The sequence below is a fragment of the Streptomyces sp. NBC_01142 genome (assembly GCF_026341125.1).
GTDB lineage: Bacteria > Actinomycetota > Actinomycetes > Streptomycetales > Streptomycetaceae > Streptomyces.
Genome location: NZ_JAPEOR010000003.1, coordinates 1559386 through 1581197, shown reverse-complemented (window position 1 = coordinate 1581197; position 21812 = coordinate 1559386). Strand labels below are relative to the sequence as shown.

Here is a 21812-nt window from a genome sequence, read left to right as displayed (position 1 = left end):
CCACGAGGTAACACGAAAGGGTGAACATGCTGACCAGCGGTTCCAAACGGCTCGTCTAATTCGACAGTCCGTGGACATGGCGGTCAGGAATTGGACACCGAAACGCGGAACCTACACCAGTCCACGTTTCGCCAGTCCATCGCATCGACGGCGACTGTTGTCTAGGGTCCGCAGGCACTTCACGCAGGTCAGGCCGCATGGCCCGCTGTCAGGCAAGTAAGGCAAGAGGTGGCCGCTCACCGGCTGGTCAGACACTGGGGCCGCGCCGCCTCAGACTGCCGGATTTCGCTCTGACTGTCTTCTGACGGCGGAGCAGGATGGCTCAGTGCTGGTGTCCGTCGTCGTGCCCGGGCTCCTTGCTGGGGTTGGTGGCGTTCGGAGAGGCGGTGGGCTGGGAAGTCGGATTGGTGCTGTCGCTGCCGTGGCCGCCCTCCTTGCCTTCGTCGCTTCCCTTCTCGGGCACGACATCGCTGTGGCTATGTCCTCCGGACTCGGCCATGGTGGGAGCGATGTGGCGCAGGCCCAGGAAGGTAAGGGCCGTCACGACGAGAATTGCCAGGCCCATAAGGCCGAAGATGCGCCGCCACGGCCTCTTGGCCTCCTTCAGGAAGAAGGCGACGAAGGACAGGACGATGCCCAGCGGTATCAGCACGGCACAGCGTTCGGGCAGGTCTGCGAAGTGCTGCATGCCGCCGCTGAGCATGCCGAGGCCGAAGGAGAGCATCGTCGAGGTACCGAGCACGCGCAGTATGCGGGACAGGGGCTGCCTCTCGGACGCCAGGATGATGTCGTTGAGGACGGTCGCGAGCAGGAAGACCAGTACACCGGACGCGGCGATCATCGAGTAGCGGGTGGGGGCCATGGGGTGGTGGACGACGGCTCCGCTGATGAGGCCGGCCCCCACGTAGTAGCCGACGTAGCCGAGATAGCGCCACGGCAGGGAGGCGCCTTCCCGTTTGCTGTTGGAGCGGCGTTGGCTGCGGGTCGGCTGCGGCGGGGTCGTCGTGGCGAGACTGGGTGAGGAGGACAAAGCGGATCCTTTAGGGGAAGTTCAGTGGGGGCCTGGGGCTCTCAACGAGACAGGCGGGCGGGACGGGGCCGAAGATCGGACTCGCCGGCGCAGCGCAACCGCGTCGCACGCCACCGCGTGGCAGCCAAGGCGCATCGCACGGCATGGCCGAGCCCCGCCGCCCTGGCGGAGATGGGCTCGCGGGGTTGTGCCCGGTCGTCGACGGTTGGCGGGCGTGAAGGCTTAGATCCGTAGGACCGCTGAGTCCGGCACGGGGGCAGATGCCAAGAGGGCCGTGACAGGTCGAGCGGCGCCGGCTGCATACGCGTACGGAGGCCGATGAACGGCATGGGCCTCGCACGGGAGGGGTAGCGCAGCGCCCTGTTGGGGCTGGCCGGACACACATTGGTGAGCCGCGTGATCGGGCTCCGGAGCATCCTGGTGGTCGGTGTGCCACTGGCCGGAGGGCGGGTCGGGCGCCTCGTGGCTGTGCCCGGCGGGATCCGGGTCCTGAACGTTCAGGGCTACCGCGTTGGTCGGCGCCCCGAGGTGGGCGTGGCCTGCGGCGCTCCCGCGCTGACACCGTGGCTGTACATCAGTGTGAGGAGAAGCGCGGCCAGCATCCACGTTCGCCACGGGCCCGCTGCACGAGAGCGGGACCGCGGCGCGCTACGGGTCGCCCGGGCCACAACCATGCCGGGGAGCATAGCGGCACGCGGCCGTCGACCTCTGTGGGGCGTGTGTTCCCTCGGACGAGTGGGTCCGTGGCTCCCGACCTGCCGGCCGGGATTTCGGCTAGACCGGGACGGATGACGGGGCGAGCGTCAACCGAGGGCCGAGAACAGTTCGCTGCATGCCTGCTCGCAGCTTCGGCAGGCTTCGGCGCAGATGCGGCAGTGCTCGTGCATGTCGGCATGCTTGGCGCACTCGTCGCCGCAAGCCTTGCAGGCCATGGCGCACGCACGAAGGATGGCCGCCGTGATGTTGGCGTCGTAGCCGGTGTGCCGCGAGAGGACCGCGGCGGTGGCGGTGCAGATGTCGGCGCAGTCCATGTCGGTACGGATGCACTTGGTCAGATCGCCGACCATGCCCTCGGACAGGCAGGCGTCCGCACACGCCGTACACGCCTGCGCGCAGGCGATGCACTCCTCGATGCAGGCGGTGAGCTTGGCCTGGTCGATGTCGCCGAGGTCGGCCGGGTAGGTGGCGAGCATGTCCTTGACGGTGGACATCAGGGTGCCTCCGTTCCCCGCGAGGCCGGCGGATCCGGGGCGGCCGCCATCGCCCCCGGTACCTCCAGCCAACACCCCCAGACGCATACGCGCCCGGCCGCACCATGAGGGTCGGCCGGGCGCGGTGCCGTACGGCTGGGTCAGTGGTAGGCGTGGACGACGGCATGACCCTTGCCGCGGCCGATCATCCACTTGTTGACCGGCGTCGTGATCACGAAGGCCACGGCGAAGCCGCCCAGCAGCGCCGTCCAGAACAGCGCGTCCGACAGGTGCGCGTCCATCGCCCCGGGCGTCAGGGCGATGATGCCGTTGTCGACGAGCTCCATCACCGCGATCGAAACGGTGTCCGCGGCCAGCGCCACCTTGATCGCGCTCTTCCAGTCCAGACCGGCCTTGCGGACCGCGAACAGGGTGAACGAGTAGCCGAAGAGGAACGCCAGGGTGATCGCCAGGATCATCGTCTGGACGTTGCCCCACAGCAGGGCGGTGCCGATGACCATGCCGAGGATCTCGCCGATCGCACATCCGGTCAGGCAGTGCAGCGTCGCCTTCGCCGCGGCCGCCCAGGTCACCCCGCCCATCTGGTGCCCGGCGTGACCCACGTGCGCCTGGTGCGTGCTGTGGTCGTGTGCGGTGCTGGTGTGGTGTGCGCTGTGGTCCATGACCGTTATCCCCATTCCCGTCCAGTGTGACCCCGCTCCCGCGGACCCACACCACAACCGTATACCCCCCAGGGGTATTCCGCGAGGGTGCTGAACCCAGCAAAAGGCGGAGGGGGGCGCCAGGCCGTGCGGCCCCGGCACACCCCTCCGCCCGGGTGGGTCAGCTCTTGCCGAGCAGGTCGTTCATCCTGGTGATCTCGGCGGTCTGCGAGGTGATGATGGCGTCCGCCATCATCTTGGCCTCGGGGAAGGAACCGTCGGCCTTCTCCGTCTTCGCCATCGCCACCGCACCCTCGTGGTGCTTGATCATGAGCTGCATAAAGGCGGTGTCGAACGCCTTGCCGGACGCCTTCTCCAGGTTGTCCATCTCCTCGGGCGTCATCATTCCGCCGTCGGCGCCGTGCATGGAGTGGTCCATGGCGCCCTCGGCGGGAACCTGCTCACCCCAGGAGGTCAGCCAGCCGGAGAGGGTCTTGATCTCCGGGTCCTGGGCCTTCTTGACTTCTTCGGCGAGCGTCTTGACCTCGGCGGACTCGGCCCTGGTGGGCGCGAGGTCGGCCATCTCCACGGCCTGGCGGTGGTGGGGGATCATCCCCTTGGCGAACGCGACGTCGGCCGCGTTGTGCTGGCCCTGGGAGGCCGGAGCGGACGAGGAGGCCGAGGGCGACGGGGTGTGACCGTTGTGCCCGGCGGAGGTGTCGTTACTCGATCCGCACGCGGCGAGCACGAGGGAGGCGGCGCCCGCGACGGCGACGAGGGCGGTCCGGCGGATGAGGTTCTTGTTCATGGTGGTGCGACTCCTTGATGCGCCGCCCGAGCGGGCAGGCGCCGATGCGGAATGGGACGTGCCGGAGCGCGGCATCCCCCGTCGGCCATGCCGGGACAAGGGGGTGCCGTGCGGGCGGTCCTATATCCGCAGGAGTTGCAGCTCAGCGAGATCGGGTGGCGCCCGCCCGCTTTCCGGGGTCCCGGCCGCACTGCCGGGCAGTGCCACCGGTGCGGGCCCGGTATCGAGAGCCGCGGCCAGGACGGGAGGCGCGTACGCAGCGCCGACACCCGCCGCCGCACACGTGGCATCCGCGTGCTCCGAGTGGCCCATTCCGCCATCAGTGTGCGAGCAGCCGCCCACCACCTGCTGGGCGGCCTCTACGTGGACCACCGCCATGACATGGCCACTGACAACTGCCGGCGCCTTCGTGGACGCCAGTCCAGGCCCGAGGCCGTGCATCGCCAGCACACCGGTCAGCACCGCCAGCACCGCCAGCACCAGCAGCACGAAGCCGCGCCCGGCCGGGCGACGGCTCGACGCCTGCATCGTGCTGGTCATGCGGTCATCGTACGATCCGGCCCCACGGCTCCGCCTCCCCCGACCGTCCCGCGGGCCCCGGCAGACGCGGCACCGCTCGGGCCAGCATCGGCTCCACCGGAGGAGCAAGACTCATACATAGGAATTACCCGGGCAAAGAGTGCAAATTCGCACCTGTCAGAGTGAAGGGTGCTGGGTGAGCTGTGGATCTGGAGAGCATCGCGGACGAGCTGTACGAGCTGCCGCCCGAAGACTTCATCGACGCCCGCAGCCAGCACGCGGCCGCTGCCCGCAAACCAGGCGACCGACAGCTGGCCGTCAAAATCGGCGCGCTGAGGCGCCCGACGCTCTCCGCATGGGCCAGCAATCTCCTCGTACGCGCCCAGCCCGACGCCGTCGCCGGCCTGCTCCGCCTCGGCGAGGGCCTGCGAGAAGCACACCAGGAACTCGACCATGAGCAGCTGCGCGAACTGTCCAGCCAGCAGCACCGCCTGGTCGGCGTGCTGGCACGCCAAGCCCGCCAGCTGGCAGCAGAAGCCGGGCATCCGGTCAGTGAAGACGTACAGCGCGAGATCGAAGCAACCCTGCGCGCGGTCCTGGCCGATCCCCAGGCAGCACAGGAATGGGCCTCCGGCCAACTCGCCAAGCCGCTCAATCCCCCGGTGGGCTTCCTCGGCGAGGGCGGCGGACCGTGCCTCCGCCGCCTGGAGCTGCTTCTCGGCCTGCTCCTGCGCTGATCCGGCCTGCCGCAGCTCGTCCTCCCGCTCGCGTGCCTGTTGCTCGGCGCTCTCCGCGTCGTGGCGGGCCTGGGCGACCTTCCGTTGCCGCTCTGCCTCGCGGCGCTGCTCCTTGACGCTCCAGACCGAGCTGTCGGCACCGTCCTGTTGGTCCTGACTGGCCGGGCGGCTGGATCGTGTTGGGGGTGGGAAAGCGGCCGTCCGCGCGGTGGCGCTGACCGCGGCCGCGGTGAGGTGAAAGCCGCCCAGGAGCAAAGACGCCAGGCACGAAGCGCACTGGACCAAGCCCGGCGCGGCCTGTCGGATTCCGTCCGCAAGGTCCGCGAAGCACGAAGCGGCGCCGAGACCGCGCGCGCCCGCGCCAAACGCATCGAGGACGCGAGGTGATCGACGTGATCCTGGGGCCCCAGGGGCATACGAACCCCTCCCACAATGTGCTAGCAATTGCTAGGCTGCGGGTATGGAGACCGAGAAGAAGCAGTTGAACGTCCGGGTCGGGGCCCGCACGCACGAGCTCCTCACCGCGCGGGCCAGGCACCGCGGCGTCACCATCCAGGCGTACGTCTCCGGCATCGTCGAGAGCGAGGTCGACCCGCAGCGCGACGCCTTCGTGTCCGGACTGGTCGATGACATGACGGACCTGCTGGGTGAGTTCGAGGAGACCTTCGAGGCGGGTAAGCGTTGATTCTCCGTGTGGATGCCCGCTGGATCGAGGAATCGCTCCAGCAGTTCGAGGAGAACACCGGGCGGGAAGTCGGCATCGACGACTGGGCCGCTCTCGCCGCTGCCGTGTACCGGCACGCGTACGAGCTGCACGCCGGCGAACCCTTCTACGTCGAAACCCCGGTCCGCGCCGCGGTCCTGCTGCAGATGTTCGTGGCTACGACGCCGCTGACCGACTACAACGGTCTTGTCGGCAGCGCTCTTGCCATCCGCTACCTGCGTGAGTCCGGTGAGCCGGTCAAACCGCCGGCCGGGGGCATGGCCCAACTGGTTACAGGCCTTCGAAACGGCACCCTCGCCCTGCGCGAGGTAGCCGCCCAGTTGCGCGCCTGGGCCCGCTGACCGGCCGGACGCAGCCCGGTCCGCGGCCAGACCCCGGCGAGCGAGTCACCCCGGCCAGGTGTGCCGCCTCGCCGGATGCCTCCACCTGGCCCTCTCCCCTCGGCAGATTCAGCCGGAACAGACAGCTGGTGCTGCCCGGCGGGCCGGCTTTGAGGTCGGGCGCGCGCCGGGCAGCACCGTCCAGGGTCGCATTGGTCACCAGGCTGCAGTTGGGCGGCCGTGGAGCGCATTGCGTGTCAGGTGGCGTCCGCGACGGCCTGGCGGCCGTTAGTGGTGATGCGGAAGAGGTGCGGGTGCGTGCGGTGTTCGCCGTTGGGGTCGGCGCTGCCCTGGACGTGGCCGCAGTCGTCGATCGAGTGGCCGAGGCCGAGCTCTTCGAGGGCGATCTCGTCTGCGGCCGTCAGCCAGGCCTTCACCCCGGGAGCTATCTCGATGCGCGGGGTGATGTTGCCCATCGGGTGAGCGGCTGCGGCGCGGAGGGGCGGCCAGTCGCCTGGGGGGCAGACGATGCGCCATGGGGGCTCTCCTTTCTCGCGGAGCGATGTCGGTTACAGCCAACGGAAGGCGTCGCGGACCTGGGATGCCGCGCCGCTGAGGTTGTCGGCCTCCAGGCGCTCGTCGAAGTCGTACGGGTCGTCCACGCCGTTCATGACGGCTGTCGAGGCGGCGTCCAGAACATCGGCGAACGCTTCGTGAACGCCTGCGTCCTTCAGAGCCTGGACGACGAAGTCGTGGTCGGTGCCGCGCTGGATGGCGTCGGCGAGCAGGCGCAGCGCGGCGGACGCTGCCGGGGCGAGGAAGGCGAGTTCACCGGTGACGCCCGCACGGTCGGCGGTGGTCTCGATCGCGGTGACGTGGGCGGTCGTCGCGAGTTCCTTCGACGCCCCGGCATTCATGGCGGGTCCCCTTCTGTCAGACGGTGGCGATGATCAGGGCGGCGAAGAACAGGAACAGGGCGTGGAAACTCTGGTCTGTTAACTGCACTAACTCGGTGATCTGCTCGCCCCGAGGGCCGTGAATGGTGAGCATTTGGGGATGCACGAGACTCCTTCGCTTCATCGCGATCTGATTGACGGGCGGGTACGGCTGCCCCGGGTGGGGGCGGTGGTGCCGGGTACAGCGCCGTCGCTGCCGTGGTTCGTGGTGGATGCCGCCGACCGCGAGGTCGAGCCGGCCAGCCGGTACCTGCGGGACCGGATGCTGGGCGACGCCAGTCCCGAGACCTGCCGGAGCTATGCGTACGACCTGCTGCGGTGGTTCCGGGTCCTGTGGGCCCTGGACGTGGGATGGGAACAGGTCACCGAGGCGGAAGCCGTCGCCTTGGTGGGCTGGCTCCGCCACGCCCGTAATCCCCAGCGGCAGCGGCGCCCCGGCAGTCCCCAGGCCGGATCGGTGAACCCGAAGACCGGAAAGCCCAGGCTGCGGGCCGGATACTCGCCCGCGACGATCGCCCACAACCTGACCGTGGTCCACGGCTTCTACTCCTTCCACATGCACTTCGGCCGCGGCCCGGTGCTCAACCCCGTCCCGGAGAACCGGGCCCGCCGGGCCGCGCTGGCCCACCGTTCGCCGCTGGAATCCCGGGCTCAGCATCGGCGGGGCCGGCTGAGGCCGAAGATGACCGTCCGGCAGCCGCGGGCCATGTCCGATCAGCAGTGGGAAGAGCTCTTCGCGCAGATGGGATGCGCCCGGGACCGGGCCCTGATGTCCTGCTACGTCTCCTCCGGCGCCCGCGCCTCGGAACTGCTCGGCATCGAACTCGGAGACATCGACTGGACCAAGGGCCAGCTCTGGGTGATCACCAAGGGCACTCGGGCCCGTCAGCCGGTCCCGGCCTCCCCGGAGGCCCTGGCCTACCTCGCCACCTACCTGGACGAGACCGGCCTGCCACCGGACGGAGTCCCGGTCTGGCGAACCCGCCGGGGCGAGCCCCGGCCCCTGACCTACTGGGCTGCCCGCCGGATCATTCAGCGGGCGGTCGAGAAGCTCGATTCGAACTGGACCCTGCACGACCTGCGGCACACCGCCGCCACACGGATGGCCCGCGACCCGGAGCTGACACTGGTGGAAGTACAGACGATCTTGCGGCACGCGCATATCAGCACCACCGAGCTCTACACGGTCGTCGGCCTGGACGACCTGGTCGACAAGCTCGCCGCCCACTACTCCCGGCCCGTTCAGCCCACGTCCTGGCCCACTCAGTACGCCGCGGACGACATCGAGGCGGTGTTCGGTGCCGGGAAGTAAGGTCGGCAACAGCCTGCGGCTGAAGGGCCCGACGACCAACCGGGTCCACCGTCACGAGAACGACAGCACGGTCCCGGTCGGCAACTTCGCGCCGACCGCGCTCACCCCGGCGCCGCCCCCGCTCCCGATCCGGCCGCCCCGCTCCCTGGGCGACTTCAGCACCGCGTCGCCGAAGGAGATCATCAAGGCCACCGCCGACCACTTCTCGCAGTCCGAACAGCTGAAGTTCAAACAGCGTGGTGCCATGCGGGACTTCCTCGGCCACCTGGGCACGTTTCCGGGAGCGACCTGGCAGGAGTGGTGGGAAGCGTCCGGGCACGACCAGGGCAATCCTGTTGGGGACGTGGCCGGCGACGACAAGTACCTGCGCAACCGGCTGAACCGGGCGACCGGATACGCCTTCGCCATGCGGCTGGTCCGCCCCACCCTGGTGGGCTTCCGCTGCAACCGCTTCTTCCACTACGCACCGTGGTTCTGCGGAGTCGCGAACGACCCGTGGCTGGAGGAATTCTGCGCGCGGGCGGACCAGCTGCCGATGGCCCAGGCCCGCCGCACCAGAACAAAGTTCGACGTCTGTTGCGCGCTGACCGTCTTCGGCATCGACCTGAAGGACCTGACGCCAGAAGCCTTGCTGCACTACGCCATCGAGTCCCGAAACCGTGGCCTGGCCGGTGAGCGGGCGGACTCGGGCAGCTACGCGGGAACCCTGGCCTGGCCGATCCTTCACGAGATGGGGCAGTTCCCGGCCTCCGCACCCCGCACCTTCCGGGCCGCAGTGACCCGCGGGCAGATCTCCGTCGAGGAATCCGTCGACCGCCACAACCTGCGCAACCGCGAGGTCCGTGACGTCCTGGTCGAGTACATCCGCCGACGCTCCGCCGGACTGGACTACTCCACCCTGCGACAGCTGACCAACCTGCTGATCAAGGTGTTCTGGAAGCAGATCGAGGAGATCAACCCGGACCAGACCGACCTCCGGCTTTCGGAGGAGACCTTCACGCAGTGGAAGGAATGGTTGCTGGTCCTGCCAGGCGGCAACCCACGGCTGGACGTCGACGGACCGCTGATGGCCGTCCGCGCCCTCTATCTGGACCTTCACACCTGGGCCGTCGCCGAACCGGAACGCTGGACGAAGTGGGTCGCACCCTGCCCGGTCCGTGACGCTGACCTGCGCTGGTTCCACCTGCGACGGCGCCGGCTGCAAGAACGTATGGCCAACCGCACCCGCGACCGGCAGCCGCTCCTGCCGGTCCTGTCCCAGCACGTCAATGACACCTGGCACCGCCTGCGGAGTCTGCTTGAAGCCGCCCAGCAGGTCGAAAACGGTGAGGAATTCGTCGCGGACGGCACGACCTGGCTGCGGGTTTCCACCAAGGACCAGCGGCACAACCGGCCGCCGGTCCGTGCGGTCAACCGCTCCACCGGCGAGCTGGTTCACCTCTCCAGGGACGAGAACACCGTCTTCTGGCAGTGGGCCGTCGTTGAGACCCTGCGGCTGGCCGGGCTGCGGGCCGAGGAGCTGACCGAGCTGACCCACCTCAGCGTCCGGCAATACCAGCGGTCCAGCGGCGAAGTCGTGGCCCTGCTGGTCGTCTCCCCATCCAAGAGCGATCGGGAGCGGGTCATCCCCATGTCGGCCGAGCTGTTCCACGTCATCGCGCAGATCATCCGGCGCCACCGTGACCAGCACGGCACCGTCCCGGTCTGCACTCGCTACGACCTGCACGAAAGGGTCTGGAGCGAAGAACTGCCCTATCTGTTCCAGACCTTCCACGGCGGCACCCAGCGGGGCATGTCCACTACGACTATCTGGCGCATGATCAAACGGTCCTGCGACGCCCTCGCGGTGACGCACCCGCAGTTCCAGGGCGTGAAGTTCGCTCCCCACGACTTCCGAAGGCTGTTCGCCACCGAGCTCGTGAACAACGGCCTGCCCATCCACATCGGCGCCGCTCTGCTCGGGCATCTCGACATCCGAACCACCCGCGGCTACGTCGCCGTGTTCGACGAGGATGTGATCAGCCAGTACCAGCAGTTCCTCGCCCGGCGCCGAGCCGAGCGGCCCAAGGACGAGTACCGCGACCCCAGCACTGAGGAATGGAGCGACTTCCAGCAGCACTTCGACAAGCGTCGGGTCGAGTTGGGTTCCTGCGGCAGGCCCTACGGGACCTCTTGCGCGCACGAGCACGCCTGCATTCGCTGCCCGATGCTGAGCATCAACCCCAAGATGCTGCCGCGTCTGGACGAACTGGAGCAGGACCTGGTCGAGCGCCGCAAGCGGGCAGTCACCGAGGACTGGCAGGGTGAGATCGAAGGCATCGACTTGACCCTCACCTTCCTGCGCGGCAAACGCGGACAGGCACAGCGCTTCCAGCGCAGTGGGACCGTTGACCTGGGACTTCCTCATCAAAGGCCCCCGCTCACAGACGGGTGATCAAGAGAGCGGTTAATTGACTGCACCGACTCGGTGATCGGCTCGACTTGGCGGCGATGTGTCGGACTTCCGATGGTTCCGCACCCTCGCTCGTGACCACGCCCTGCTGGAAACTGGGCAGGCTCCACCGAGGCCGGGGGGAACATGTGAACGTTGTGAGTACTGTGATCACGGGGGTAGTTGCGCTGCTTGGTGCGGTTCTGGGCGGGTGGTTGTCCATACGCAACCAGGACCGTTTGTGGCAGCGTGACCACGCACGTCAGTGGAGGGACATTCGTCTGGCTGCCTACAAAGACTTCGTGGCCGCCTACCGTCAGTACGTGGCGTTCGCACTTGAGCCGACCGCCAACATCATTGCTGTCCCGCATCCGCGGATTCCGGGCGAACTGATGCCCTACTTCGACCAGGAAGGGCGCCCCTACAAGGAAGGGCTTGAGGGAGCCTCCACGGCTGTTCGTCTCGTGTCGGAGTCCCCCGACGCGCTGAACGCCGCGGGGGACGTCGTCAGGAGCGTTCGGCAGATCGCCGCCGCACGAGCGACATGCTCCGAGGCGACTCTTCCCCCCGAGGCTTTCGAGAGGCTGTGGTCGGCCCAGAACGCATTCCTCGTTGCGACCCGTAAGGAATTGGGCCTCGTGGCAATACCACATGGCACAGTCGATAGCTGACGGAATCATGCGGTCGCGCCGCCCGAGTTAGTGCAGAGAAGGTCGAGCGCGTAGGCGCCGGTACCGATGTGCTTGCCGGTGATGCCTTCAGTGCTGGTGGTGGTGTGCACGGTGTCGGTTCCGAGACGGTAGAACTCTGCCTTGCCGGTGACCTTGGCGAGTATCGGCAGGGTTCGGATATTCGACGCTGCGGAATAGGGCTCATGACCCCACCACAGCCAGCAGACTGGGCAGCCGTGGAGAATCCGAACATGACGACGAACGCCCCGGGCACAGACACGGCGGAAGCGGCATGGCAGGAGCTACTCGGTTCCAACCAAGTGAGCGCGGAGCTGGTCGCGGCGGCATACGCCGAGCCACGGCTACGGCAGCTCTTCCCCTGGATCGGAATGTGGGAGCTGCACTTCAGTCGCTGTACAGAGCACCGTTGGACGTGGGATGTGCCGTACATCGGCCCAACGGCGGCCGGCCCGGACCACACCGGGCCGTACTACGTCGAGGGACCCTCTCGGACACAGAAGATCGGTAGGGCTGACACAGCACAGGAGGCAGTTGCGATGGTCGTTGAGCGGCTGCCGTCCAACTGCGGCCCCGCGTTCAACGGCACACCTGAGGAACTCGCCGAGCATGAGCGCAGGCAGCGGTAGGACCCAGTGCAGCGCCCGCCTCCGTGCGTAGCCACCCGAAGCTGTGAACGGTCACGTTATTCCCCAGGGCTGGGGTCACGTTATTCCCCAGCCCTTCGCATGATTCGGGGTCAGTCCGAGGACTTCTTGGGGCGCTTGTTCGGCCGGAAGCTGGGGCCGTTCATGATGACCTGATGGCTGGTGTTGATGAGCCGGTCCAGGAGCGACTCGGCGACGACGGGGTTGGGGAAGAGCGGATACCAGTCGCTGGGCGCCCGGTTGCTCGTGATGATCAGTGAACGGCCCTGTCGTTCGCTGACCAGCTCGTAGAGGTCGTCGGCCTGGGCCGCGGTGAGTTGTCGCATGGCGAAGTCGTCGAGGATGAGGACGTCGGGCCGTACCAACTCGCGGATCCGTTTGGTCCAGGTGCGGTCCGCGTGGCCGCCGGCCAGGTCCGCGAGGATGCGGCTGGTCTTGGCGAAACGGACGTTGGCGCCCTGGCGGATGGCGAGATGGCCCAGGGCCTGGGCGATGTGTGTCTTCCCGACCCCGACCGGGCCGAACAAAATGACCGACTCCCCAGCGTGGAGCCATCGCAGGGCTCCGAGGTCTCGGATCTGGGCGGCGGGGAGCTTGGAGGAGGCGGCGAAGTCGAACTCTTCCAAGGTGGCCTGCTGCTCGAACCTCGCCCGGTGCAGGCGGCGTTGGAAGGAGACGGTCTCCCGGCGGGTGATCTCGTCCTGGCAGAGAATCTGGAGGAAGTCCAGGTGGCCGAGTTCTCCGCCGTGGGCCTGGGCCAGGCGAGCGTCGAGGGTTTCCAGCATTCCCGAGAGCCGCAGGGCCTTCAGCGATTCGCGCAGGGCGGTGTCCATCACGTTCATCGTCGGACCTCCTCGGCGTCGTGGTGACCCTGGTCGTCGAGATCGCCGTCCGCGTTCCCGGTGTGTGCGACGGTCGCGAACAGTTGCTGGGGTCCGTGGAGGAAGGCGGCCGCTCCGGCATCGCCGCTGGTCTCGGGCTCGGGGTCGGTCTCGGTGCCGGCGACCAGGATGCCCTTGATGGTGCGATAGGAAGGGTCGCCGACCGCGATCGCCTTCGCGCAGGCCGCTTCGAGCCGCGTCTCGCCGTACTTCTTACGCAGTCCGAGAATCCCCTGGGCGGCGCGGAGCCGGTAGAGCGCGTTGATCTCCAGCAGCAGGTCGATGACCGTGCGGCAGGCGTCCCCGACCTCCGATGCCTGGGTGCGGCACCAGACCGGCGTCCGCATCTGGAAGGCGATCTTCTCCGGTGGGTAGTCGCCCCGGTCGGTGCGTTTTCCCTGCTCAAGTGCCGCGTGAGTCTTGACCAGTTCACCGTCGAGGAAGACCTGGACCATTGTCGCGGTGGAACGGACGTCGACTCGGCGGCCGATCAGTTTCCAGGGCACCGAGTAAAGGGTGCGGCCGACCTTGATGTGGATGTCCGGGCCGACCGTCGCCGTCGACCAGCGGGCCAGAACGAATGCCGTGTGCGGCAGCGGCAGCAGTGTCTCGGCCTCCACCGCCGCGAAGACGGCCGCCGGTGCCGCCCCGTCCAGCGGCCGGCAGTCACGGCGCCCGGCGACGTCGCGGCTCCAGATGACCGCCTCCTTCTGCATCTGTTCGAGCGAGACGAACTCCCGCCCGCGCCAGAACGAGTCCCTGATATAGGGCATAGGCCGCTCCACTCTGGGCTTGTCTTTTGGCTTCAAAGCGCGAGCTGGATCTACCAACGCCCCGTAGTGGGTGGCGAGTTCGGCATACGCCTTGTTGATTTTCGGATCGTAGAGATCGGGCTTGTCGACCCCAGTCTTGAGGTTGTCGGGCACCAGTCGGCGGGGGATGCCGCCGAAGTACTCGAACGCAGCGACGTGGGCCTCGGTCCAGGCGTGCTGATCGAGATGCACCACAGGCCGCATGAACATGTGCCGTGAAGCGGGCAGCACCATCACGAACGCCCAGATCCGGTGCCGCTTGCCCGTCCTCGGATTGATCCACTGCCCCAGGAAGCCATAGTCGATCTGGGCCTCCGAGCCCGGCTCTACTTCGTCCCGCAGGACCGTGACCTGCGACTTCTTCACCTCGTCGGGCAGCGTGTCGCGGATCCAGCGGCGGAGGGAGGACTGGGAGACCTCAAGCTTGTGCTCGTCCCTCAGCCGCTGGTGGATCGTCGAGACGGTCACCTTCCCCAGCAGACTCTCGATGAAGTCGCGGTGCAGGTCGATCTCCGGCCAGGTCAGCTGCCGCAGCCGCCGGTCGGCCAGCTCCGGGAACCACCCCTTGATCAGCTTCCCCCAATCCGCCTCGCTCATCGGCGGCCCGCCCGGCGCAATCCCCGACGCCTCCGCCGGCGCCAGGTACTTCCTGACCGTCTTGCGGTCCACCCCCAGCGACCTGGCCAGATCGCTCTTCGAGCGGCCCGCGTACCAGTGGACGTAGATCTCGGTGATGTCGACCACGACCAGCGTTCTCCTTGCCATCGGCGTGTCCATCGGCTGTCCGACCAGCAGGTCCAGAGGCCCACCACCGTCGCCGCGATGACCAGGTCCCTCGATCCCGAACGCCTCCGTACCCATGGCCAATTAGGAGAAATCTGGATGAGAAATCAAGTGATGCTCAAACCACCCTGGATAGGGAAAATCGTGACCGTTCATAGTGTGGCCGTGCTGCCGCCGGCGCCGTCGTAATCCTGGTGCGGGCGTCTTCGCCGTCTGCCATTCTCGCCTCATGTCCAGGTTCGAAGATCTTGTCGCCGAAGGTGAAGCCGTCCCGACGGAGGGCTGGGACTTCTCCTGGTTCGCCGGTCGCGCGACCGAACAGCGTCCGTCCTGGGGTTATGCGAAACTCCTCGCGGATCGGATGGCGAAGGCCGAGGCAGCGCTTGACATCCAAACCGGCGGGGGCGAGGTTCTGGCCTCGGTCCCAGTTGCGCCGCCGGTCCTGACGGCAACGGAGTCATGGCGGCCGAACTTGGAGATCGCCCGGCGTAACCTGGCCAGGTTCAACGGCACCGTTGTTGAGGCTGGCGATACGGCTGACCTGCCGTTTCCATCGGATCACTTCGACCTGGTGGTCAGCCGTCATCCGGTGGTAACCCGCTGGGACGAGGTCCGCCGGGTCCTGTGCCCCAACGGCACGTACCTTTCCCAGCAGGTGGGCTCGGGCAGCGTGCGTGAACTGACCGACTTCATGATGGGGCCGCAGCGGGCTGCGGCCGACTGGTCTCTCCCTCCGCTGGCGACCGCAGCAGGCGCGAGCCCGATGGAGGCCGCGGCTGGCGCGGAAGCGGCGGGTCTGGATGTTGTGGCCGTGCGCCAGGAAGCGCTCCGGATGGAGTTCCACGACATTGCGGCGGTGGTCCACTTCCTCCGCAAGGTCATCTGGATCGTCCCGGGCTTCACGGTGAACAAGTACCGCGACCGTCTGGCAGAGCTCCACGACTTCATCGAGCGCCACGGCCCCTTCGTGGCCTACGCGCAGCGCTTCCTCATCGAGGCCCGGAGGAGTTAACACGGATGCTCGGTCGGGAGCATTCGCCAGGCTACCGCTCGCTACCACCCCCATGGGGACCGAGACCGCGAGGGTGGGGAATTACGTGACGCTCAAGCGGTCTGACATGGGGAATTTCGTGACCGCTCACAGAAGCGGCGCTCAGTGCTGAACAGGGCAGTGAATCGGCACACGCGGCGGCTCGATCTAGCATCAATACACTCGTCTCACCAGCACACACGTTCAGGTGCTGCAGTTCAGAGCGGGGGATACGGTGCCGGCAGTCGGTGAAGTGCAGAAGGTGTGGAGCCCGCCCCCTACGGATCTCTGGGCAGGGCAACGCCCTCTCTGGTGGACCGTTGGCCCGACAGGAGAACTTGCTGTTCTTCTCGTCCATCGGAAGTACCTACGCCGAAGCCGCTACACCAAGGGCTGGGTGGGATGGGGCCCGAAGTTTCCATTCGATGGAACTCTGGTGATCCGCCAGGCTGACGGTGCAGTTCAACGCCGAATGATCAAGGATGTACAGGTCCGGCCCAGTCACATCGCCCTTCTCCCTGACTCTCGGCTCCTCATAGCAAGCAGTCGCGCGCGCAAGGAGGACACGGGCTCGTGGAAGCCGAACGCCGTCGTGTTCTCTCTGGAAAACGGCGAGCAGGAGGGCACCTTCTGTATCGGCGACGACATCCCAGCGTTGGTGACCGATTGCGGCGGATCGATCTGGACGGCCCATGGTGATGAAGGCATCTACGGAGGACATCCGGAGTCGGCAGCCGGGCTTGCCGGCTGGAGTACCGAAGGTCAGGCGATATGGGCCCCGGATGGCCGCCTTCCTGACGCGCCCTTGGAGGGCTGCACCGCCGCCACCGAGGGCGACCGGGTGTGGCTGGTCTGGTACTCCGGCAGCCGACGCGGAGGCACGTTCCTGACGCGGATCACCCCCTCCACGGGTGAGGTAACCAGCTGGCCCAGCCCCGTACGTGACCCGGACGGATTCGCCGTACGCGGCAATCGAGCAGTCCTGACCAAGCGCGACCACAACCAGCGAGCAACCGAAGTGGTTCGCGCCGAGCTGGTCGACGCTACATGGAGCGTGACCGACCAGCGCAAGATACGAGTTCCCGGCCGGGTGGTCATGCGCTGTGGTCAGGGGCGTGACGGCTTTCTGTGGCTTCGCGCCGGCAACACCTGGCTTCGTATCGAAGCCTGATAGCCGTAGAGAAGCGCGCAGGTCATGATCGGCGGTCTATCTCTGCTGCGTAGGCGGTTGGGACGGGGGCCCCCTGCCGACCAGCGCTCAGCGGCGGACGCGCTTATCGGCAAGTTGAGGCGTGCGGAATAGGGAGCTCATAGATCAGCCCCACTGGGGTCACGACTGACTGCCTGGGGTAGAGGCGCCCTCCTCCGGCACGCTCTCGCCCAGCTGCACCGGGTACCGTCCGCCTGGTGAACCTTCACCTCATCAACGATGTACCCGACGGGCTGACTCGAAGGGCCCGGTCCTTTGTCAGCGCACACGGCGTCAAGGTCGACACCAAGCCAGTCGAGCAACACCGGCAGTGGTGGCTTGAGCGGGGGATCCCGGCGGCGGTGATCGACCGGATGGCGGAGTATCAGGAGCGATGGGGTGCTGCTCTTGCCACCCTCGTCGCAGTACGACGGAGGTCCCAAGTACCTCGATCCTGACTCGCCGGAAGGCTCATCCACCGATGGATGGTGGTTCGAGGCAGGGATGCAGCGGACAGCGGTCCCCAGTTTTTTCGTGATCGGACCTGCTGGTGAGTTCGGCATCCATGCGGGTCAATGGACACCTCTGCATAAGACCGTTGAGGGATGGGTGGAGGCGCTCGCACTCACCCACCACGCGTCCATGTGGGCGAAGCAAACCAAGATCACCGGCGACGCCGTCGACGGCATCGCGCTGGACGCCTTCAAGCCGGTACGAGAGGTGATGGGGCTGGCGGACGCCTGGTGGCGAGGAACTGACTCGTTGGTGGCGATCTATTCAGGAGAGGCCGAGAGTCCGCCTTTCCCAAAGGCCGCACTGCGTTGATCTACTCGGGCCTTGATCAGTGGGGACTGCGTGGAGGAGTTGAGGATGGTGATGGCTGAGGACGGACTGCCGGCGTTCATCGCCCACCACGAAGTGCTTTGCCGCCGGTCCCGAGAGCGTGTGTCGGCGTACTCGGCGAAATGCCCAGCACGGTACGCGAACATGCTTACTACGTCGTACACGACGACTATGCCCGGGTCACGGCCATCAGTTGATCGGCAGAGCAGGGCCGTCAACCTACGGTTTTGACGGTACGGCCGACGCGGGCAGGGCGAGGACGCGCGCGAGGGCGGTGGTGACAGCGGTGAACTGGTCGGGCAGGTACTGAGACGCCCAGTCAGCGGCCACTGCAAGGAAGTTGGTCAGGTCATGCTCGGCGCCGTCGAGCAGGTGGCGGAGCTCGGTGACGGACAGCTCGATCACCGGACTGTCGCTCTGCTCGGCGTCGACGGTCAACCGGACGGTGTCGGCGAGGCGCTCGGCGAATGGATCGGGGTCGTGGCCGAAGGAGGCTCGGCCGCTACCGGCGACGACCTCGCGCCAGTCACGCCAGTCCTCCAGCCCATTGCAGCAGCCGGGTAGGAAGGTGATGCCGGTGGCGCTGTCCGTGACCCGCATGCCACCGGCAGCGAAGAGGTTGTCGAAGGTCAGCAGTCCGTGCAGGAAGGACCCGAGCGGGTCGGCGGGCCGAGGCGGCCGGTCGTCATGTTCAGGGTCGATGTCGTTGCAACCGGCGATGCGCATCACCGCTGTCCCGACCTCGGCGGGGGCGAGCTCACCGCTGAGTGGCAGGTAGCTGAACGACTCGATCTCGGCGACGGGCCAGAGGGCAAAGCCACCAGGGGGGTAGATCTCCAGGACGGGCTGCATCACGATCACCTGGGAAGTGTTCCGCATCCCCCGCCCATATCGCCTCCTGATTACGCCGAGCATTCACGCGCCAACAAGCCTGAAGAGGGAGGGTCATGACCGGCTGGCCACCTCGCCTGCGTAGCCGGTGCGGACCTCTCCATCTGACCAGCGTTCGGCAGCGGATGCTTCATGTCGCAGCCGGGGGCGAGGACCATGTGACCGGCCGCGGTCTCGCGCAGGTTGGCCTCGGCGAGCTCGGCCCAGAAGCGGGTGGAGCCGCACAGGCATACAGTCTTGGGCCGGTTCGGTCCGGCGGCTTGCGGGGGCAGTGAGCGCAGGACGGCGGCCGCGCTGGCACCGTCGGTGATGCGGTCGGTGTGGGCTTCAAGGGCGGCGGCGTGCAGTTCGCGCAGGCGCTGCTCGGTCATGTCGGGGTCCGTTTTCTCCGCCCGGGGGGCGGGGTCGTTCGATGGGGAGGTCGAAGAGCGGGAGGCGGATGCGCTCCAGCTCGAGCCGTTCGATGACGGCGTCGCCCCGCGCTGTCACGCATGCGGGGCACAGGTGCCGGGCGCTGGCGATCCAGCTCTGGTCCCCGTGATCTGCCGGGCCCAGGCGGGGTCGAGTTCGCTGCTGGGCAGGGTGAGTTCGTAGTCGTCTTCGTCTTCGGGGCTGGCGGCGTAGTAGGTGACGCCGCAGCCGTCGCAGCTGGCGACGTACACGGTGCGGGGCAGAAGGGCCATTGCTCTCTCCGGGTCGGGGGCCGGGCCGGCGCGATGCTGATGCCGATTGGCTGTGACCGCGCTTCCGTGATGACTACGGCTGGATGAGGTATGGCGTCTGCTGTTGGATATCCCGATGGAACGCATTGAGGCTGAGCTGTTCACGGATCCAGGCAACGACGCGGTTGTCCGCCTGCCCCCACGTCACTTCCCGGGGGTGCTGATCCAGGGTGACTCGCTGTCGATCATCCGCGGCGACGTTGCCGAAATCGTGGAGGCCTGCGCCGAGGGCGACGTCAATGACGCCCACGAGGCTGCCACCATCCTCCTGGCAAACTTCGACGAACTGCTGGGCCGCTACGAGAGCGCGTTGGAGGCTCACGGCATCCAGCGCCCGTACTGATCGCGACCGCAGCGGCTGGCATGCCGGATCGTTTCGTCGCGGCACAACTTCTGTATGGGGTTGCGTGAGCTGTCGGACGTCCTGTTTCCGGGGATCGAGCTGAGGATCGCGCGGTTGCATGTCGCGGGCCGCACCCTGTTCGTGGACGCGGTTGGTACTGGTCCTCCTGGCCGTTGTCCGGACTGTGGCAACGCTGCACGAAGGGTCCACAGCCGGTACTGGCGGCGGCTGGCCGATCGGCCTGTCGGCGGTCGAGAGGTGCTCGTCCGACTACGGGTGAGGCGGTTCCTCTGTGACATATCGATGTGCCGCCGACGGACATTCGTTGAGCAGATCGAAGGTTTCACGAGGTCTCACAGTCAGTCGTCGGTGGCCATGCGTGACCTTGTCCGCTTCGTGGCCGTGGAGCTCGGGGGCCGCCCGGGAGAACGCCTCTGCCGACGGCTGGCGTTGGCCGGACGGCGGACGTCACTCATCCGCCTGCTGTCGGCGCCGGTGGTCCCGGCCCGGGCTCCGCGGATCCTGGGGGTGGATGACTTCGCCTTCCGGCGTGGCCACACATACGGAACGGTGCTCGTGGACGTTGAACAGGGCAAGCCGTTCGATGTTCTGCCCGACCGCAGCTCGGAAACCCTCCTTGCCTGGCTGGAGGCCCACCCCGGAGCGGAGGTCATCTGCCGGGACCGGGCCACCGGCTACACCCGCGCGATCAAACAGGCCGCCACCGGGGCGATCGAAGTGGCCGATCGGTGGCATCTGTTGCAAAACCTGTCCGCTGTGGTGGAGAAGACATGTCACCAGCACCGCAGCTGCCTGCGGAAACATGCCCAAGAGCGGGCTCAACCTGACGCGCCGGTCCCTGACACCTGGGTGCCGGATCAGCCGGCCGCGCTCCCGAAGAGCGCCATCGTCGAGCGGACCCTCCACCGGCACGCCGACATCCTCGATCTGTCGGACAAAGGATGGACGATCAGCGCGATCGCGCGCCGCTTGGGCATGGACCGCAAGACAGTGCGGCACTTCCGGGACACCGATCTCGCCGTACTCATCGAATCCGCCCGGCATCGTCGAACAGGGCTCCTCGCACCCTTTCACTCCTACTTGCAAGCCCGATTCTTCAACGGCTGCACGGACGCCAGCCGGCTCTTCCGCGAGTTCGCGAGCGCGGATTCGGGGGCACGGTTCAGACGGTCCGCCGATACGTCGCGACTCTTCGAGACGGCACTGCCATACCCGCACCGGCGCCGATTCCGAGCCCCCGCGCGATCACGTCCTGGATCATGCGTCGCCGTGAGTCGTTGAACGAAGACGACGAGGTCCGGCTCAACGACGTCTGCCTGGCCTGCCCAGACATCGCCCGCGCCCGCGACATCGCGCAGCGGTTCACCACCCTGGTCCGCGACCGCACAGGACAGCTGCTGCCCGACTGGATCAGCGAAGTGGAGCGTGACGCACCTCAGCCGATCCGCGGGTTCGCCCGGTTCATGAAGTTCGACATCGACGCCGTCACCGCCGGCCTGACCTTGCAATACAGCTCCGGCGTCGTAGAAGGCCACGTCAACCGCATCAAGACGATCAAGCGACAGATGTACGGCCGAGCCTCATTCCACGTGCTGAGAGCCCGAATCCTCATCCAGCCGTAGGCATCACGGAAGCGCGGTCACAGCCTGCCGATGGCTCTGACCGCAGTTCCGTGAATGATCTTATGGAGGCGGATCGTGTGCTGCCGTCTCTGCATCGCTTCTCGAATCAGTCGGATGCCTGTAGCTCTGCTCTTCCCAGCTTGTCGGCGAGGGGAACGCCGGTTCGTGTTGCTGCGATTCGGCGGGCGCGCAGCTGAGCTCTGGTGCGGGGACGGAACTTGGGTTCCTTGCCGCAGCCGCACGGTTCTCGGCCCTCGTAACGCAGTCCGGCGTTGAGAACCGCGGCCACGACGGTCCACGCCTTGGTGTCCCGACGCCGCGGTGCCGCGAAGTCGTGGCCGGCACAAACCATTGGTTCTGAGCATCGAGGGCATCGGTGCTCGCCGGGACTGGGATGCCGCTTGAACGCGACGCGGCAGAGCACGCACGCGTAATGCAGCTTGTAGGGCTTTTCGGCGTAGTAGCACACGAGATGAACGTACCCGGCAGTGTGGCGCTGGCGAGATGGTTTTCGTGGCCCAGGTCATGGCTGGTGAGGATCCGTCTCGGAGATCGGCATCAGATGAGCAGACCGCCGAGAGCGAATGACTAGACGAACCCACCGCACTCTCGAGCCTGCCTGCCGAGGACGCCGTGGGTTCCCGGTGAAA

At 67.2% G+C, this 21812-nt stretch carries 26 protein-coding genes; 13 read left to right on the top strand and 13 right to left on the bottom strand.

Annotated elements, in window-relative coordinates:
* Window positions 1–322: 322 nt before the first annotated feature.
* The 5 genes from OG883_RS41355 to OG883_RS41335 all read right to left on the bottom strand — a co-directional run bounded on the left by OG883_RS41355 (window position 323) and on the right by OG883_RS41335 (window position 4230).
* Window positions 323–1030 carry a hypothetical protein gene (locus OG883_RS41355; protein WP_266552591.1) on the bottom strand — a complete coding sequence of 236 codons (708 nt, stop codon included), beginning with the start codon at window positions 1028–1030 and terminating at the stop codon, window positions 323–325.
* Between the two features lie 803 nt (window positions 1031–1833).
* On the bottom strand, window positions 1834–2241 hold the full coding sequence (locus OG883_RS41350) for a four-helix bundle copper-binding protein (RefSeq protein WP_266552589.1): 408 nt from the start codon (window positions 2239–2241) through the stop codon (window positions 1834–1836).
* Between the two features lie 140 nt (window positions 2242–2381).
* Complete coding sequence (locus tag OG883_RS41345; RefSeq protein ID WP_266552586.1) at window positions 2382–2903, bottom strand: DUF4396 domain-containing protein; 522 nt, start codon at window positions 2901–2903, stop codon at window positions 2382–2384.
* Between the two features lie 160 nt (window positions 2904–3063).
* The gene (locus tag OG883_RS41340; protein ID WP_266552583.1) at window positions 3064–3690 is read right to left on the bottom strand and encodes a DUF305 domain-containing protein; all 627 of its coding nucleotides are present in this window, start codon (window positions 3688–3690) and stop codon (window positions 3064–3066) included.
* Window positions 3691–3810: 120 nt separating this feature from the next.
* Complete coding sequence (locus OG883_RS41335) at window positions 3811–4230, bottom strand: DUF6153 family protein (RefSeq protein ID WP_266552580.1); 420 nt, start codon at window positions 4228–4230, stop codon at window positions 3811–3813.
* Window positions 4231–4412: 182 nt separating this feature from the next.
* Here OG883_RS41335 and OG883_RS41330 point away from each other — a divergent pair, with 182 nt between their 5' ends.
* The 3 genes from OG883_RS41330 to OG883_RS41320 all read left to right on the top strand — a co-directional run bounded on the left by OG883_RS41330 (window position 4413) and on the right by OG883_RS41320 (window position 6011).
* Window positions 4413–4946: a hypothetical protein gene (locus tag OG883_RS41330; RefSeq protein ID WP_266552577.1), complete on the top strand. Its 534-nt coding sequence runs from the start codon at window positions 4413–4415 to the stop codon at window positions 4944–4946.
* A gap of 460 nt (window positions 4947–5406) precedes the next feature.
* Window positions 5407–5631 carry a hypothetical protein gene (locus OG883_RS41325; protein WP_266552574.1) on the top strand — a complete coding sequence of 75 codons (225 nt, stop codon included), beginning with the start codon at window positions 5407–5409 and terminating at the stop codon, window positions 5629–5631.
* Window positions 5628–6011 (top strand): hypothetical protein, encoded by a 384-nt coding sequence (locus OG883_RS41320; RefSeq protein WP_266552571.1) that lies wholly within the window; start codon window positions 5628–5630, stop codon window positions 6009–6011. The genes OG883_RS41325 and OG883_RS41320 overlap by 4 nt, the downstream gene beginning before the upstream one ends.
* A gap of 236 nt (window positions 6012–6247) precedes the next feature.
* Here the strand turns inward: OG883_RS41320 and OG883_RS41315 are convergent, their stop codons facing one another.
* From OG883_RS41315 to OG883_RS41305, 3 genes are all read right to left on the bottom strand, one after another.
* Window positions 6248–6466, bottom strand: coding sequence for a hypothetical protein (locus tag OG883_RS41315; protein ID WP_266552568.1), 219 nt, complete (start codon window positions 6464–6466; stop codon window positions 6248–6250).
* A 93-nt stretch (window positions 6467–6559) separates the two neighbouring features.
* Window positions 6560–6907 (bottom strand): hypothetical protein, encoded by a 348-nt coding sequence (locus tag OG883_RS41310; RefSeq protein ID WP_266552565.1) that lies wholly within the window; start codon window positions 6905–6907, stop codon window positions 6560–6562.
* A 16-nt stretch (window positions 6908–6923) separates the two neighbouring features.
* Window positions 6924–7052 (bottom strand): hypothetical protein, encoded by a 129-nt coding sequence (locus tag OG883_RS41305; protein ID WP_266552562.1) that lies wholly within the window; start codon window positions 7050–7052, stop codon window positions 6924–6926.
* On the opposite strand from OG883_RS41305, the gene OG883_RS41300 reads away from it, so the two are divergent.
* From OG883_RS41300 to OG883_RS41285, 4 genes are all read left to right on the top strand, one after another.
* Window positions 7047–8258, top strand: coding sequence for a tyrosine-type recombinase/integrase (locus OG883_RS41300; RefSeq protein ID WP_323181064.1), 1212 nt, complete (start codon window positions 7047–7049; stop codon window positions 8256–8258). The genes OG883_RS41305 and OG883_RS41300 overlap by 6 nt on opposite strands.
* Window positions 8245–10692, top strand: a complete 2448-nt coding sequence (locus tag OG883_RS41295) for a site-specific integrase (RefSeq protein WP_266552559.1) — start codon at window positions 8245–8247, stop codon at window positions 10690–10692. Before OG883_RS41300 ends, OG883_RS41295 begins: the two co-directional genes overlap by 14 nt.
* Before the next feature lie 299 nt (window positions 10693–10991).
* Window positions 10992–11360: a hypothetical protein gene (locus OG883_RS41290; RefSeq protein WP_266552556.1), complete on the top strand. Its 369-nt coding sequence runs from the start codon at window positions 10992–10994 to the stop codon at window positions 11358–11360.
* 251 nt (window positions 11361–11611) lie between these two features.
* Window positions 11612–12007 (top strand): DUF6193 family natural product biosynthesis protein, encoded by a 396-nt coding sequence (locus OG883_RS41285; protein ID WP_266552553.1) that lies wholly within the window; start codon window positions 11612–11614, stop codon window positions 12005–12007.
* A gap of 110 nt (window positions 12008–12117) precedes the next feature.
* Here OG883_RS41285 and istB read toward each other — a convergent pair whose 3' ends face one another.
* Window positions 12118–12867 carry an IS21-like element helper ATPase IstB gene (gene istB / locus OG883_RS41280; RefSeq protein WP_266552550.1) on the bottom strand — a complete coding sequence of 250 codons (750 nt, stop codon included), beginning with the start codon at window positions 12865–12867 and terminating at the stop codon, window positions 12118–12120.
* Window positions 12864–14462 carry an IS21 family transposase gene (gene istA / locus OG883_RS41275; protein WP_266553279.1) on the bottom strand — a complete coding sequence of 533 codons (1599 nt, stop codon included), beginning with the start codon at window positions 14460–14462 and terminating at the stop codon, window positions 12864–12866. The genes istB and istA overlap by 4 nt, the downstream gene beginning before the upstream one ends.
* 268 nt (window positions 14463–14730) lie before the next feature.
* Between istA and OG883_RS41270 the strand changes: the two genes are divergently transcribed.
* The 3 genes from OG883_RS41270 to OG883_RS41260 all read left to right on the top strand — a co-directional run bounded on the left by OG883_RS41270 (window position 14731) and on the right by OG883_RS41260 (window position 17545).
* Window positions 14731–15513, top strand: a complete 783-nt coding sequence (locus OG883_RS41270) for a class I SAM-dependent methyltransferase (protein ID WP_266552547.1) — start codon at window positions 14731–14733, stop codon at window positions 15511–15513.
* Between the two features lie 454 nt (window positions 15514–15967).
* Window positions 15968–16702 (top strand): hypothetical protein, encoded by a 735-nt coding sequence (locus OG883_RS41265; RefSeq protein ID WP_266552544.1) that lies wholly within the window; start codon window positions 15968–15970, stop codon window positions 16700–16702.
* A gap of 417 nt (window positions 16703–17119) precedes the next feature.
* Window positions 17120–17545, top strand: coding sequence for a hypothetical protein (locus tag OG883_RS41260; RefSeq protein WP_266552541.1), 426 nt, complete (start codon window positions 17120–17122; stop codon window positions 17543–17545).
* Window positions 17546–17782: 237 nt separating this feature from the next.
* Here the strand turns inward: OG883_RS41260 and OG883_RS41255 are convergent, their stop codons facing one another.
* The 3 genes from OG883_RS41255 to OG883_RS41245 all read right to left on the bottom strand — a co-directional run bounded on the left by OG883_RS41255 (window position 17783) and on the right by OG883_RS41245 (window position 19137).
* On the bottom strand, window positions 17783–18442 hold the full coding sequence (locus OG883_RS41255) for a hypothetical protein (RefSeq protein ID WP_266552539.1): 660 nt from the start codon (window positions 18440–18442) through the stop codon (window positions 17783–17785).
* 23 nt (window positions 18443–18465) lie between these two features.
* A complete protein-coding gene (locus tag OG883_RS41250) occupies window positions 18466–18825 on the bottom strand; it encodes a hypothetical protein (RefSeq protein WP_266552536.1) in 360 nt (119 codons plus the stop codon).
* 114 nt (window positions 18826–18939) lie between these two features.
* The gene (locus OG883_RS41245) at window positions 18940–19137 is read right to left on the bottom strand and encodes a hypothetical protein (RefSeq protein WP_266552533.1); all 198 of its coding nucleotides are present in this window, start codon (window positions 19135–19137) and stop codon (window positions 18940–18942) included.
* A 115-nt stretch (window positions 19138–19252) separates the two neighbouring features.
* Here OG883_RS41245 and OG883_RS41240 point away from each other — a divergent pair, with 115 nt between their 5' ends.
* The 3 genes from OG883_RS41240 to OG883_RS41230 are packed head-to-tail and all read left to right on the top strand — an operon-like array spanning window position 19253 to window position 21162.
* Window positions 19253–19519: a hypothetical protein gene (locus OG883_RS41240; protein ID WP_266552531.1), complete on the top strand. Its 267-nt coding sequence runs from the start codon at window positions 19253–19255 to the stop codon at window positions 19517–19519.
* A gap of 54 nt (window positions 19520–19573) precedes the next feature.
* The gene (locus OG883_RS41235) at window positions 19574–20821 is read left to right on the top strand and encodes an ISL3 family transposase (RefSeq protein WP_266552529.1); all 1248 of its coding nucleotides are present in this window, start codon (window positions 19574–19576) and stop codon (window positions 20819–20821) included.
* A complete protein-coding gene (locus OG883_RS41230; RefSeq protein WP_266552526.1) occupies window positions 20818–21162 on the top strand; it encodes a transposase in 345 nt (114 codons plus the stop codon). The genes OG883_RS41235 and OG883_RS41230 overlap by 4 nt, the downstream gene beginning before the upstream one ends.
* Window positions 21163–21812 lie beyond the last annotated feature (650 nt).